This is a genomic window from Polaromonas naphthalenivorans CJ2, from assembly GCF_000015505.1.
Lineage (GTDB): Bacteria > Pseudomonadota > Gammaproteobacteria > Burkholderiales > Burkholderiaceae_C > Polaromonas > Polaromonas naphthalenivorans.
The window spans coordinates 1,946,663-1,959,807 of sequence record NC_008781.1; the positions used below are offsets into that span (position 1 = coordinate 1,946,663).

Genomic DNA, 13,145 nt, shown 5'->3' on the forward strand with positions numbered 1-13,145 from the left:
TGTGAATTACAAACTGGCCGCAGCAACCTGCTGGAAAAATCCGCGTGCCGCAGCATTGCAAAACGGCGGAACCAGCGAGCCGTGGTAAGCCTGCACGACGGCAGAGGCTCCGCCATCGGAGGCGCCTGCCGAAACGGCGGCGGCCGCCGTGCCGGCCTTGGCCTGGCCGAAGCCGGCCTTGACGGTGGCGTAAGGGTCGGCCGCGCCCGCAGGCGCCGAGTCCACGTTGAGCACGGTCAGCAAACCCGCCGGCGGCGCTGCCGGCGAGGGGCTTGACCAGTAAGCCTGCATCAACTGGGTGTTGACGTTGTAGAACACCGTGGGGTCGGCGCTGCCGGCGCACAGCAGCACGGGGCGTGCGGGTGTCCAGTTGCGCAGGTCGTTCTTCTTGGTGGCGATGCGTATCGGGTGGGCCGGGTTGGCGGCTGGCTGGGCGGTGGTCACGCTCGGAACCGCGCCATCCGGGTTGGCAAAGGCGTCAAGCAGAAAATTCAGGCGCGCGGCGTTGGTCACGAGGTTGCTGGTGCCAAAGCCCAGGGCAAACAGCGGGGCCAGTTCGGGCGGTGTCGTCGGCGGGCTGATGGCGTTCAGCGTTGGCTGCAGGGACGGCGGCGAGCCGGCCGGCGCGGTGGGCGGCGTGCGGCTGAACAACGCCGTTTGCGGCAGCTTTCCGCCCGGTGCGAACAGCGTGGAAAGCGGGGTATCGGTCGGCAGCAGGGTATCGATGCCGCTGGCGTAGGACGGCTCGTAGATGTCGGTGAGCTGGCTGTAGAGGTTGCCGTAGGCCTTCTGGTAGCTGTTGATCAGCAAGGGGGCGAACAGCGTGCTGCCCAGGCCCACGTTGCCATAAAAAACGGCATCGGTGTAGGCGGCCAGCGCGTAGGGGCCGGACATGGGCGCGCTGGCGGTCACCGCCTGGCCTGCCGCCTGCATCGCCTTGTGGGTGGCCATGGCCACATGGCCGCCTTGCGAATAGCCGGTGATGAAGAGCTTTCCGCTGTCCTGCACCGGCTGCAGCAAGCCGGGCAGCGCCTTGCGTGCGGCGCTCAGCGCGTCCATCATTTCCTTGGATTCCTGGTCGGCATTCAGGTAAGGGTGGTAGGCCAGTTTGGAGGCCTCGTAACCCGCGTAGTTGGGCGCCACCACGATGAAGCCCTGGGCCGCATAGATCGCGGCAATCAGGGCGGCTTCGGAATAGGCCGGGCTGCCTTCGTCGAGCAGGTTGGCCAGGTTGTAGCTTTTCACGGTCGTGGTGCCGTGCGCGTACAGCACGATGGGCCGGCTGCCGGTGCAGCCCGGGCCGCCCGACGGCGTCATCAGAGCGCCCGTGGCGTCGGTGCTTTCACTGGCGCCGCCCACGGTGCCGTAGTGGATGTATTGCACATCGACGCCGCACTTGGGCGCGCCGGCAATGGCCAGCAGGTTGCGACCGCTGGCGCTTGCATTGAGCTTGGCGGCAAAGTCCCCGGCGGTGAAAAAGGCCGTGCGGATGGGCGGATTCTGGATCAGCGTACCGCGCGCGGGGCTGTTGTCCACCACGCCCAGGTTGCTTGGCGAGTCGCCGCCGCAGGCGACCAGTAACGATGCTGCCGCGACGATGCTCAATAAATGGATTGTTTTCATGCTGGCCCGTTTTGGAGGGGGTGGTGGAATAGAACGAACGTCCTATTTTCTTTTACAAATATTAACGAACTTGTACCCGGCAGCAGGCCGGGTTATTACTTAGCCAGCCCGGGCGTTGCAAAAAAACATCTGCGTAAACTCTGCGCCATGCTGTTTCGCCGCTTTGACTCCCTCGATGCCCTGCGCGGCATCGCCATCGTCTGGATGACGGCCTATCACTTTTGCTTCGACCTGAACCATTTTGGCTACCTGCAGCAAAACTTCTACACCGATCCGTTCTGGACCTGGCAGCGCAGCACGATTGTCAGCCTGTTTCTTTTTACCGCCGGACTGGGCCAGTCGGTTGCCGTCCAGCAGGGCCAGGCCTGGCCCCGGTTCTGGCGGCGCTGGGCGCAGGTGGCCGGGTCCGCGCTGCTGGTCAGTGCCGGCTCCTACGCGATGTATCCGCAAAGCTTTATTTATTTTGGCGTGCTGCATGGCTTGGCCGTGATGCTGCTCATCGTGCGCCTGACGGCCGGCTGGGGGCGCTGGCTGTGGTTTCTGGGCAGCGCGGCCATTGCCATGAAGTTCGTGGCGATTGGCGCGCATGCTGCTTGGCCGGAAATTGATTTTTTGAACCAGAACCTGCTGAACTGGCTGGGGCTGATCAGCCGAAAACCGGTCACTGAAGACTATGTGCCCCTCATTCCGTGGCTGGGGGTGATGTGGTGGGGCATGGCGGCGGGAAGCTGGGCGCTGCGCCGGCGGCCGCACTGGTTCGGGCTTCAAACGGGGCCGGCAGGCCGAGCCCTGGCCGGGCTGGGCCGCTGGAGCCTGAGTTACTACCTGCTGCATCAGCCGGTCCTGATCGGCCTCCTGATGGCCATCGGTGCGCTGAAATAAGCCGGTCCTGCGCTGCCTTAAATTCGGGCACCCTGGTGCCAGGCCGCGTCCTGCCACGATTTGCGGACTTTTCCGGCAACTCATCAACAAAGTTATCCACAGGATGCTGGGACAACTTTAACGCTCGAAAAAAATGCTGTCCCAGGCAGGCGGCAACGTCCTACAGGTGGTTTTTCAGTGCCTCGGTACTTTGATGGCTGGCAATTCTGCCGGCTCATTTCTGACAACTATGCCCAAAACCACTCCACCGGCCAATGGCCAAAACCAATCCGGCAAAAGCGCCGCCAAAAGCAGCAACGCCGCAAAAGCCGCAGTGCGCAATACCGACAGCGGCCCTGCCAGGACCCGTCCTGCGGCAGGCGGCGACGTTCTCGCTGAAAAAATGGCCCAGACCGAAGCCCTGGCCGCCGCCATGCCGTTCAACGCGACCAAGGCAGCCGAGCATGGATTTGCCAATGCCACCCAGCCGCAGCAGGGGGCCACGGCCGAGCCTGCATCAAGGCTGCCGACGGCCAGCACGCTGTCGGAGGAAAACGGCACTGAAAAAACCGGCAGCGTCGCGCCCGAAGGGGTGAATGCCGCCATCGAACCGCTGGACCGCGTGCGCGTGGATTCGTCCGGGCAGGGGCTGACCACCAACCAGGGCGTGGCGGTGTCGGACAACCAGAACTCGCTGAAGTTCGGCCTGCGCGGTCCGGCGCTGCTCGAAGATTTCGTGCTGCGCGAGAAGGTCACCCATTTTGACCACGAGCGCATTCCCGAGCGCATCGTGCATGCCCGGGGCTCCGGCGCCCACGGGTTTTTTGAATGCCATGCGCCGCTGACGCAGTACACCAAGGCCGCGCCGTTCAAGGAAGCCGGCAAGATCACGCCGGTGTTCGTGCGCTTTTCCACCGTGGCCGGCGAGCGCGGTTCCAAGGACACGGCGCGCGATGTGCGCGGCTTTGCCGTCAAGTTCTACACCGACGAGGGCAACTGGGACCTGGTGGGCAACAACATGCCGGTGTTCTTCATCCAGGACGCCATGAAGTTTCCCGACCTGGTGCATGCCGTCAAGCCCGAGCCGCATCACCAGATGCCGCAGGCCGCCAGCGCGCACGACACGTTTTGGGACTTTGTTTCCTTGATGCCCGAATCCACCCACATGTTGATGTGGGTGATGTCGGACCGCGCCATTCCGCGCAGCTTTGCGACCATGCAGGGTTTTGGCGTTCACAGTTATCGTTTTGTCAACGACGCCGGCGAGTCGGTGTTCGTCAAGTTCCACTGGAACCCGACGGCTGGCACGCATTCGCTGGTGTGGGACGAGGCAGTGAAGATTTCGGGCGCCGACCCGGACTATCACCGGCGCGACCTGTGGGAGCGCATTGAATCGGGCGCTTACCCGGAATATGAACTGGGCGTGCAAATCTTCACCGAGGCGCAGGCCGAACAGTTCAGCTTCGACATCCTGGATGCCACCAAGATCATTCCCGAAGAGCTGATTCCGGTCCAGCCGGTCGGCCGCATGGTGCTCAACCGCAACCCGGACAACTTTTTTGCGGAAACCGAGCAGGTGGCGTTCTGCACGGCGCATGTGGTGCCGGGGATTGATTTTTCGAACGATCCGCTGCTGGCAGGGCGCATCCACTCCTATGTGGACACGCAGATTTCTCGCTTGGGCGGCCCGAACTTTCACGAGATTCCGATCAATTCGCCGATTGCCCCGGTTCACAACAACCAGCGCGACGGCATGCACCGCCAGGCCATTCCCCGGGGCCGCGTGGCCTATGAGCCAAACTCGCTGGCCGGCGGCTGTCCTTTCCAGGCTGGCGCGGCGCAAGGCTTTGTCACGGTGCCGGCCCGGCTGCAGGCGCAGGAAGAGCAGGCCAAGGTGCGCGGCAAACCCGAGAAGTTTGCCGACCACTACACCCAGGCGACGCTGTTTTATGAAAGCCAGACGCCGGCCGAGCAAGCGCATATCGCGGCCGCCTTTCGCTTTGAGCTAAGCAAGGTCACGGTGCCGGCCATTCGCCAGCGTACCGTGTCCATGCTGCGCAATGCGTCGGAAGCCCTGGCGAAAAAAGTCGCCGAAGGCCTGGGAATGGACACGCTGCCCGACGCCATGCCGCTGGCGCTGGCCCAGCCGGCCAAGCCCGAGGTCACGGTTTCGCCGCCGCTGTCGCTGATGGCGCGTCCGGGCGACGGCAGCATCAAGGCGCGCAAGATTGCCTTGCTGGTTGCGCCTGGCGTGATGGGGGAGTCGATGGCGCAGGTGCAGGCCGCCTTGCTGGCTGAAGGCGCTGTCCCGCGTCTGGTGGCACCGCATATCGGCTCTGTTGCCACGGCCGAAGGCAAGACGCTCGATGCCGATGCTTCGCTGGAAAACGAGCCGGGTTTCCTGTTTGATGCGCTGGTGCTGCCCGATGGGCAAGCCGCTGTCGATGCGCTGGCGAAGGACGGCCACACGATGGAGTTCATCAAGGACCAGTACCGGCATGGCAAGACCATCCTGGCGCTGGGCGCTGCAAGCGCGCTGCTTGAAAAAGCAGGCGTGCCGGCCACGCTACCCGACGGCAAGCCCGATGTCGGGCTGATCATTGCGCCTTCGGGAAGCGCGGCCGATGCCGTGGCAACCTTTATCAAGGGCATTGCGCTGCATCGTCACCCCGAGCGCGAAACCGACCCGCCGCGCGTGTGATGCGGCTTTGCCCATGAAAAAACGCGGCCTTGGCCGCGTTTTTTGCTGGAAGCAATGGTTTGCTTATTCGACCTTGGCTTTTTTGCGCAACTCTTCCTGGAAGGCGGCGAGCTTTTGCTGCTGCATCTGCTGGGCGATTTGCGGCTTGACTTCTTCAAAGGCCGGCAGCTTGGCGCTGCGGATGTCGTCCACGCGGATGACGTGGTAGCCGAACTGCGACTTGACCGGGGTGTCGGTCATCTGGCCCTTGTTCAGCTTGAGCAGGGCTTCGGTGAATTCAGGCACGTAGCTCGACGGGTTGGCCCAGTCCAGGTCGCCGCCCTTGGCGCCTGATCCAGGGTCCTTGGATTGCTTCTTGGCGATGTCCTCGAACTTGCCGCCCTTTTTCAGGCTGGCAATGATGGCTGTGGCCTCGGACTCTTTTTCAACCAGGATGTGGCGCGCCTTGTATTCCTTGCCGCCGCTGGCTGCCGCGAACTTGTCGTATTCGGCCTTCAGGTCGGCATCGGTCACCGGGTTTTTCTTTTGGTAGCTGGCAAACAACTCGCGGATCATCAGGGTCTGGCGGGCCAGTTCCATCTGCGCCTTGAAGTCGTCACTGGCGGCGATGCCCTGTTTTTCGGCTTCCTGCATGAACACTTCGCGGGCGATGACTTCCTCGCGCAACTGGCCTTCCATTTCAGGCGTGACCGGGCGGCCGGCCTTGGCGACCTGCTGGGCCAGCGCGTCGAGGCGGGTCTTGGGCACGGCCTTGCCGTTGACGATGGCGACGTTCTGGGCAATGGCGCCCTGGGCGCCCAGGGCCAGCAGGCTGGCCATGGCGGTGGCCAGTAAAAATTGTTTTTTCATGATCAAAGTGAAAATCCTTGGGAATGGTGCTTGTGAGGGGTTTGATGGTTGCCAGCTGCAAGCCGGACCTTCTTGTGAAAGACCAGGCGCTTCACACTGGCTTGATGATCTCAATGGCCAGGGCATGCAGACCCTGATCGATGAAATTTTGCATTGCATCATACACAAGCCGGTGGCAGGCGACGCGGCTCTTGCCGTCAAACGCCGGGCTGGCAATGCGAACGCGAAAGTGCGAACCCATGCCCTGCGCGTTGGCGCCGGAGTGGCCCGCATGCGCGGCGCTTTCGTCCAGCACTTCGAGCCGGGTCGGGGCAAGCCGTTCCTGGAGCTGCTGCTCGATCTCTTTGACGCGCACCGGCAGGGCTGTGTTGCTGCTTGATGGGTTGTTCATCGGATACCTAGCGAGAAACCTCGGCCTTCAGGCCGGGGAGGGATGGCGTGCAGCTCGAAGGACTGCTTTTTCAACACTTGACCAAACATAGATAACACCTCCATACTTGAAAAATGAAACTCGTGGCGAACATTAAACTCACCCCGACGCCGGAGCAGGCGGAGGCGTTGCGCGCCACGCTTGAGCGATGCAATGAGGCTTGCAACTGGCTGTCCGAGCAGGCGTTCGCCACGAAGACAACTCGCCAGTATGACATGCACAAGTCGTTCTACGCTCAGGTGCGTGAACGCTTTGGACTGTCGGCTCAGGCAACTGTCCGGTGCATCGCAAAGGTCGCCGACGCCTACAAGATTGACCAGAAAACGCTGCGTGTTTTTCGCAAACATGCGGCCCAGCCCTACGATGACCGCATCTTGTCGTTCAAGCCGGACGACATCGTGTCGCTGTGGGTGCTGTCTGGTCGCACCAAAGTAGGCTACGTTTGCGGCGACCATCAGCGCAAGATGCTGGTGTACCGCAAGGGCGAGGTTGACCTGATGCTGGTGCGCGGCCAGTGGTATCTGGCCGCTGTCTGCGACTTCGACGATCCTGCATTGCTCACGCCGGGCGGCATGCTGGGTGTGGACTTCGGCATCGTCAACATCGCCACCGACAGTCTGGGCAAGCAGCACTCCGGGGCGGCCGTCGAGGCGTACCGGGCGCGTTACGCCAAACGCCGGACTACATTGCAAAGCGTTGGCACGAAAGCGGCCAAGCGCTGCCTGCGCAAAATGAGCGGAAAACAACGGAGATTCCACAAGCACGAAAATCATTGCATTTCCAAAAGCATCGTTGCTACTGCTGAACGCTCCGGGCTTGGTATTGCGCTGGAAGACCTGACGCACATCCGGGCACGGGCCAAGGCCCACAAAGAGCAGAGAAAACGATTGCATAACTGGTCCTTCGCGCAGTTGCGCGGCTTTGTTGAATACAAAGCCAGGCAAGCCGGCGTCCTGTGTGAGTCTGTCGATCCCAGATACACGAGCCAGCAGTGCTTCGCGTGCGGACACATCGCCAGACAGAACCGGAAAAGCCAGTCGAAGTTTTTGTGTGTGGCCTGCGGACACGGTGATCACGCAGACCATAACGCCGCTGGCAACATAGCCAGCAGGGCTACCGTAAACAAGCCTATGTTCGCGCATCTGTATGTCCCAGGTGCAGTGGAAAGCCCCCTCCTTTAGGGCGGGGATCGTTTACGAGGTGGTGTCCGGCTTGATGTGCTTGTTGAGGAAAAATGCCTGCGCCAGGACAAACACCAGCATCAGGCCCATGCCGCCGAACAGCTTGAAGTTGACCCAGGTGCTGGTGGGAAAGTTGAAGGCCACCCACAGGTTGAGGCAACCCATGGCCGCAAAGAAAGCCACCCAGCTGAAATTGACCTTGCGCCAGACCGCATCGGGCAGGCTCATTTGCGCGCCCATGAGCGACTTGATGCCGTTTTTCTTGAACACCAGCTCGCCCACCAGCAGCGAAGCGCCCATCACCCAGTACAGCACCGTCGGCTTCCACTTGATGAAGCTTTCGCTGTGAAAGTAAATCGTGGCACTGCCCAGCGCAGTGACCAGCGCGAGGCTGACCCAGAGCATGGTATCGACCTTGCGGCCGCGCGCCTTGAGCCACAAAATCTGCGCCAGCGTGGCGACGATGACAACCACCGTGGCCAGCAGCACGGGGGCTTCGGCCGGGCCGACCACGCCGCCCGAGACCATGAAGCCCAGCCAGTCGGTGGCTAGGCCGGCCGCCCAGTCCTTGTGGCCTTCGGCGTACTTGAACATGCCGAAGAAAAGCGCAATCGGCAGGAAATCGAACAGAATTTTCATGGGGTAATTATGGCTTGCGCCTGCCGGCTGGAATCAACGGGTCGGCGTGCAGGCAAATTGGCGGGCTCGCGTTCAGCGTGGCTTGAAATCGAGAGAAGCAGAATTCATGCAATAACGCAGCCCCGTTGGCGTGGGTCCATCGGGAAAAACATGGCCCAGATGGGCGCCGCAATTCGCGCAAACGGTTTCGGTGCGCGTCATGCCGTGGGCCTTGTCCACATGCTCTTCAATCGCGCCTTCCTTCACTTCCTGTGAAAAACTCGGCCAGCCGCAGCCGGCGTCGAATTTGGTGGACGAGTCGAACAGCTCGGCATCGCAACAGATGCAACGGTAAGTGCCTTCAGCATAGTTGTCCTCGTATTTGCCGGTGAACGGACGCTCGGTGGCGGCGTGGCGGGTGACGTTGAAGGCCACGGGTTCCGCGCCTTTTTCAGTCAGCAGGGCTTTCCATTCGGCATCGGTTTTCTGGATCTTGGCGCTCATGATGTTTTTATCCGGGTTTGTTTGTAAAAGGGTTTACGAGCTGCAACTGATGGCAATCGATGATGCCCAGTCGGGCGGGAAGCCGGCAAAGCTGTCTTGTCCGGGATGCTCGTCAAAGGGTGCCTGCAGCAGCGTCAGCAGGGTATCGACCTGCGAAAAGTCTTTTAGTTTCGCCGCCTGGATGGCTTCTTCGCCCAGGTGGTTGCGCAGCACGTATTTTGGATTGCTTTTAAGCATCAAATCGGCCTTTTGCGCAATATCCACGGGCGCAAGCCGCTCTGAATATTGTAGCGCCCAGGCGTTGAAGGATTCCAGGTCGAAAAACAGGTCGCGCACCGGCTCGTGGCCGCTTTGCGCGGTAAAGCCGCACAGCCGGCGCCAGAAAATCGTGTAATCGACCTTGTTGCTGGCCAGCAGCCGGAAGGTGCTTTCGATCAGCTGGCCGTCGCTTTCATGCTCATCGGGCAGCCCCAGCTTGGCGCGCATCCGGGCCTGCAGCGCCTGCGGGAACACGGTTTTGTACGACTCCAGCGCGGCCAGCGCGTCTTCCTGGTTCTCGATCAAGGGCAGCAAGGCCTGGCCGAGGCAGAACAGGTTCCAGTACGCCATGTTGGGCTGCTTGTTGTAGGCATAGCGGCCGTGGTCGTCCGAGTGGTTGCAGATGTGGCCGGGATCGAACGCATCGAGGAACTGGAACGGGCCGTAGTCAATCGTCAGCCCCAGGATGCTCATGTTGTCGGTGTTCATCACGCCATGGCAAAAGCCGACCGCCTGCCAGGCCGCCATCATGTGCGCGGTGCGTTCGCTGACCGCCTGGAGCAGCGCCGCATACGGCTGCCTGGCCTCACGGCAGTCGGGATAAAAGCGGGCTATGACGTAATCGGCCAGCGCCTTGAGCTGCGCCGGCTTGTTGCGGTAGCTGAAATGCTCGAAATGGCCGAAGCGGATAAAGCTCGGCGCCGTGCGGGTCACGACGGCCGCCGTTTCTATTTCCTCGCGCCGCACCGCTGCGTCGGAGCCGGTCACGCACAGCGCGCGCGTGGTTGCAATGCCCAGGCCGTGCATGGCTTCGGAGCACAAAAATTCCCGGATCGAACTGCGCAGCACGGCCCGGCCATCGCCCATGCGGGAGTAGGGCGTCTTGCCCGCGCCCTTGAGCTGGATTTCCTGCGGACCCCTGGGCGTTTCGAGTTCCCCGAGCAGGATCGCCCGGCCGTCGCCCAGTTGCCCGGCCCAGACGCCGAACTGGTGTCCGGCATAGACGCTGGCCAGCGGGCGCGAGCCTGCAAGCGGCTGGTTGCCGGTCAGGGCGGCCAGCGTCTCGGCCGACTCCAGCCATTGGTCGTGCAGCCCCAGTTCGCGCGCCAGCGCGCGGTTGCGCCCGACCCAGTACGGCGACGGCAGGGGGCTGGGCGCCAGTTCGGTGTAGAAATCCGCACCCAGTCCGGCAAAGCTGTTGACCCATTTCAGGTCAGGCGCGGCAGGATGGGGGTTGGCGCTTGTTGGGGTGTCGAAGGCAGTGCTCATGGCTTTATTGTGCTATGGGGCAAGCAGCCGTGTGCAGCCAGGGATAAGGTTTGTGTATTGCGTTGCAAGGTGTCGCCAAGGTGGCACGGCTACGGAGTTTCCCGGGGCAGGCCCGGAAATGCGGCCTGTACTATTCCTCCACAACTCATTCGGTTTACATGGCATGCCCAACCGGGCGGAAAAGGACGCAGACGATGTTAGGTTTAATGCAGAACCAGCCCTTGCTGATTTCATCACTGATCGAATTTGCCGCGCGCCACCATGGCGATGCGCAAATCGTCTCGCGCCGGGTCGAGGGCGACATCCATCGCTACACCTACAAGGAGGCTGCCCGGCGTTCGCGCCAGGTCGCCCATGCGCTGGATGGGCTGGGGCTGAACTTCAGCGACCGCGTGGCCACGCTGGCGTGGAACGGCTACCGGCATTTTGAGCTGTACTACGGCGTCAGCGGCTCGGGCCGCGTGCTGCACACGCTGAACCCACGCCTGCACCCTGAGCAGATCGCCTGGATCGCCAACCATGCCGAAGACCAGGTGCTGTGCTTCGAGCTGAGTTTTTTGCCGCTGGTGCAGGCCTTCCACGGCAAATGCCCGACCATCAAACACTACATCGCGCTGTGCGATGCGGACAAGCTGCCGGTGGATTCAGGCATTCCCAACCTGCAGAGCTACGAAGGCTGGATAAGCGCGCAGCCGGACACCTACGACTGGCCCGTCTTCGATGAAAACACCGCGTCGAGCATGTGCTACACCAGCGGCACCACCGGCCACCCGAAGGCCGCGCTCTACAGCCATCGCTCCAGCACGCTGCACGCCTACGCGGCGGCGCTGCCCGACGTGATGGGCATCTCGGCGCGCGATGCGGTCCTGCCGGTGGTGCCGATGTTCCATGTCAACGCCTGGGGCATTCCGTATTCGGGGCCGCTGACCGGCGCCAAGCTGGTGTTTCCCGGCCCGGCGCTCGACGGCAAGTCGGTGTATGAGCTGATCGAGGCTGAAAAAGTTACCTATGCCGCTGGCGTGCCGACGATCTGGCAAATGCTGCTGACGCATGTGAAATCGGCTGGTTTGCGCTTTTCAACGCTGCGCCGCACCGTGATTGGCGGCGCGGCCTGCCCGCCCTTCATGATTCAGGCCTTCAGCGACGACTACGGCGTGGAAGTACTGCACGCCTGGGGCATGACCGAAATGAGCCCGCTGGGAACGCTGTGCACGCTGAAGAACAAGCATGACAGCCTGACCGAAGACGAGAAGATGAAAATCCGCCTCAAGCAGGGCCGCGCCATTTACGGCGTCGATATGAAAATCGTCGATGGCGCCGGCAAGGAACTGCCCTGGGACGGCAAGACCTATGGTGACCTGATGGTCAAGGGGCCGTGGATCATCCGCGAATACTACAAAGGCGATAGCGACCCGCTGGTCGATGGCTGGTTTCCGACCGGCGACGTGGCCACGATTGACGCCGACGGCTACATGCAGATCACCGACCGCAGCAAGGATGTCATCAAGTCGGGCGGCGAATGGATCAGCTCGATTGACATTGAAAACATCGCCGTCGCCCATCCGGCCATCCTCATGGCCGCCTGCATCGGCGTGGCGCATCCGAAGTGGGACGAGCGGCCCATCATCGCGGTGGTGAAAAAACCGGGCATGGACGTCAGCCGCGAAGAGCTGCTGAAGTTCTACGAGGGCAAGACCGCCAAATGGCAGATTCCCGATGACGTGGTGTTTGTCGATGCCATCCCCATGGGCGCGACCGGCAAGATGCTCAAGACCCGGCTGCGCGAGATGCTGAAAGACTACAAGCTGCCGCAGAGCTGAGCCGTTGGCGTCATGATGCAAGGCCCGACCACCCTCGGGCCTTTTTTATTTTTCACCTCAGGCATTCGACGCGACCATGACTCTGGAGTTCTTCACCATTTCCCTGCTCAACGGGCTGAGCTACGGGCTGCTGCTGTTCATGCTCAGCGCGGGGCTGACGCTGATCTTCAGCATGATGGGCGTGCTCAACTTCGCGCATGCTTCCTTCTACATGGTGGGCGCCTATGTGGCCTACAGCCTGTCGCAGGTGATGGGTTTCTGGTGGTCGCTGCTGGCCGCGCCGCTGGTGGTGTTTGCGCTGGGCGCGGCCTTCGAGCGCTTTTGCTTGCGCCGGGTCCATCAATTCGGCCATGTGCCCGAATTGCTGGTGACGTTTGGCCTGTCCTACCTGCTGCTGGAGGTCGTCCAACTCATCTGGGGCCGCGCGGCGGTCAATTACGCCTTGCCCGGTGAATTGCAGGGGCCGCTGTTCACCGTGTTCGGCATCCACTTTCCCAAATCGCGCGCCTTCATCATGGCCATCTCGCTGGTCATGCTGGCCGGCATCTGGCTGCTGCTCACGCGCACGCGTATCGGGCTGGTGATCCAGGCGGCGCTGACGCACCCGGAAATGGCGCAGGCGCTGGGCCACAACGTGCCGCGCATCTTCATGCTGGTGTTCGGCGGCGGCGCGGCGCTGGCGGGGCTGGCCGGCGTGGTCGGCGGCAACACCTTCATCACCGAGCCCGCCATGGCCGGCTCGGTCGGCGCGATCATCTTCGTGGTGGTCGTGGTCGGCGGCCTGGGCTCGCTCAGCGGGGCTTTTCTGGCGTCGATTCTGATCGGGCTGATCCAGACCTTCGCGGTCGCCATGGACCAGTCGCTGATGACGCTCCTGGGTCGCTTCAGCGTCGTGGTGACGCCCGACACCTTCGGCTATCCGCTGCTCAAGCTGACCATTTCGCAGGTCGCGCCCATCCTGCCATTTTTGCTCCTGGTGCTGATGCTGATCTTCCGGCCCCGAGGCCTTCTGGGCACGCGGGAAGGTTAAG

The 13,145-nt window shown here is 62.2% G+C and carries 11 protein-coding genes; 5 read left to right on the forward strand and 6 right to left on the reverse strand.

Annotated elements, in window-relative coordinates; translation table 11 throughout:
• Nucleotides 1-6: 6 nt before the first annotated feature.
• Nucleotides 7-1,623, reverse strand: coding sequence for an alpha/beta hydrolase family protein (locus PNAP_RS09150; RefSeq protein WP_011801219.1), 1,617 nt, complete (start codon nucleotides 1,621-1,623; stop codon nucleotides 7-9).
• A 147-nt stretch (nucleotides 1,624-1,770) separates the two neighbouring features.
• On the opposite strand from PNAP_RS09150, the gene PNAP_RS09155 reads away from it, so the two are divergent.
• Both PNAP_RS09155 and PNAP_RS09160 read left to right on the forward strand, forming a co-directional pair.
• Complete coding sequence (locus tag PNAP_RS09155; protein WP_011801220.1) at nucleotides 1,771-2,505, forward strand: heparan-alpha-glucosaminide N-acetyltransferase; 735 nt, start codon at nucleotides 1,771-1,773, stop codon at nucleotides 2,503-2,505.
• Between the two features lie 229 nt (nucleotides 2,506-2,734).
• A complete protein-coding gene (locus PNAP_RS09160; RefSeq protein WP_041376637.1) occupies nucleotides 2,735-5,185 on the forward strand; it encodes a catalase in 2,451 nt (816 codons plus the stop codon).
• A gap of 63 nt (nucleotides 5,186-5,248) precedes the next feature.
• On the opposite strand, the gene PNAP_RS09165 is transcribed toward PNAP_RS09160, so the two are convergent.
• Complete coding sequence (locus PNAP_RS09165; protein WP_041376638.1) at nucleotides 5,249-6,034, reverse strand: peptidylprolyl isomerase; 786 nt, start codon at nucleotides 6,032-6,034, stop codon at nucleotides 5,249-5,251.
• A 91-nt stretch (nucleotides 6,035-6,125) separates the two neighbouring features.
• A complete protein-coding gene (locus tag PNAP_RS09170) occupies nucleotides 6,126-6,425 on the reverse strand; it encodes a BolA family protein (protein WP_011801223.1) in 300 nt (99 codons plus the stop codon).
• A 113-nt stretch (nucleotides 6,426-6,538) separates the two neighbouring features.
• Between PNAP_RS09170 and PNAP_RS09175 the strand changes: the two genes are divergently transcribed.
• Nucleotides 6,539-7,645, forward strand: coding sequence for an RNA-guided endonuclease InsQ/TnpB family protein (locus PNAP_RS09175; RefSeq protein WP_011801224.1), 1,107 nt, complete (start codon nucleotides 6,539-6,541; stop codon nucleotides 7,643-7,645).
• Nucleotides 7,646-7,657: 12 nt separating this feature from the next.
• On the opposite strand, the gene PNAP_RS09180 is transcribed toward PNAP_RS09175, so the two are convergent.
• From PNAP_RS09180 to PNAP_RS09190, 3 genes are all read right to left on the reverse strand, one after another.
• Nucleotides 7,658-8,284, reverse strand: a complete 627-nt coding sequence (locus PNAP_RS09180; protein WP_011801225.1) for a septation protein A — start codon at nucleotides 8,282-8,284, stop codon at nucleotides 7,658-7,660.
• 72 nt (nucleotides 8,285-8,356) lie between these two features.
• A complete protein-coding gene (gene msrB, locus PNAP_RS09185; protein WP_011801226.1) occupies nucleotides 8,357-8,767 on the reverse strand; it encodes a peptide-methionine (R)-S-oxide reductase MsrB in 411 nt (136 codons plus the stop codon).
• 33 nt (nucleotides 8,768-8,800) lie between these two features.
• Nucleotides 8,801-10,294, reverse strand: coding sequence for a protein adenylyltransferase SelO (locus tag PNAP_RS09190; protein WP_011801227.1), 1,494 nt, complete (start codon nucleotides 10,292-10,294; stop codon nucleotides 8,801-8,803).
• A gap of 194 nt (nucleotides 10,295-10,488) precedes the next feature.
• Here PNAP_RS09190 and PNAP_RS09195 point away from each other — a divergent pair, with 194 nt between their 5' ends.
• A complete protein-coding gene (locus PNAP_RS09195; protein WP_011801228.1) occupies nucleotides 10,489-12,114 on the forward strand; it encodes a 3-(methylthio)propionyl-CoA ligase in 1,626 nt (541 codons plus the stop codon).
• A gap of 76 nt (nucleotides 12,115-12,190) precedes the next feature.
• On the forward strand, nucleotides 12,191-13,144 hold the full coding sequence (locus PNAP_RS09200) for a branched-chain amino acid ABC transporter permease (protein WP_011801229.1): 954 nt from the start codon (nucleotides 12,191-12,193) through the stop codon (nucleotides 13,142-13,144).
• The last annotated feature ends 1 nt before the right edge of the window (nucleotide 13,145 follow it).

What these genes read in the sequence shown, in the direction of transcription:
- PNAP_RS09150 (WP_011801219.1), bottom strand. Translation starts at nt 1,623, where the DNA reads ATGAAAACAATCCATTTATTGAGCATCGTCGCGGCAGCATCGTTACTG.
- PNAP_RS09155 (WP_011801220.1), top strand. Translation starts at nt 1,771, where the DNA reads ATGCTGTTTCGCCGCTTTGACTCCCTCGATGCCCTGCGCGGCATCGCC.
- PNAP_RS09160 (WP_041376637.1), top strand. Translation starts at nt 2,735, where the DNA reads ATGCCCAAAACCACTCCACCGGCCAATGGCCAAAACCAATCCGGCAAA.
- PNAP_RS09165 (WP_041376638.1), bottom strand. Translation starts at nt 6,034, where the DNA reads ATGAAAAAACAATTTTTACTGGCCACCGCCATGGCCAGCCTGCTGGCC.
- PNAP_RS09170 (WP_011801223.1), bottom strand. Translation starts at nt 6,425, where the DNA reads ATGAACAACCCATCAAGCAGCAACACAGCCCTGCCGGTGCGCGTCAAA.
- PNAP_RS09175 (WP_011801224.1), top strand. Translation starts at nt 6,539, where the DNA reads ATGAAACTCGTGGCGAACATTAAACTCACCCCGACGCCGGAGCAGGCG.
- PNAP_RS09180 (WP_011801225.1), bottom strand. Translation starts at nt 8,284, where the DNA reads ATGAAAATTCTGTTCGATTTCCTGCCGATTGCGCTTTTCTTCGGCATG.
- msrB (WP_011801226.1), bottom strand. Translation starts at nt 8,767, where the DNA reads ATGAGCGCCAAGATCCAGAAAACCGATGCCGAATGGAAAGCCCTGCTG.
- PNAP_RS09190 (WP_011801227.1), bottom strand. Translation starts at nt 10,294, where the DNA reads ATGAGCACTGCCTTCGACACCCCAACAAGCGCCAACCCCCATCCTGCC.
- PNAP_RS09195 (WP_011801228.1), top strand. Translation starts at nt 10,489, where the DNA reads ATGTTAGGTTTAATGCAGAACCAGCCCTTGCTGATTTCATCACTGATC.
- PNAP_RS09200 (WP_011801229.1), top strand. Translation starts at nt 12,191, where the DNA reads ATGACTCTGGAGTTCTTCACCATTTCCCTGCTCAACGGGCTGAGCTAC.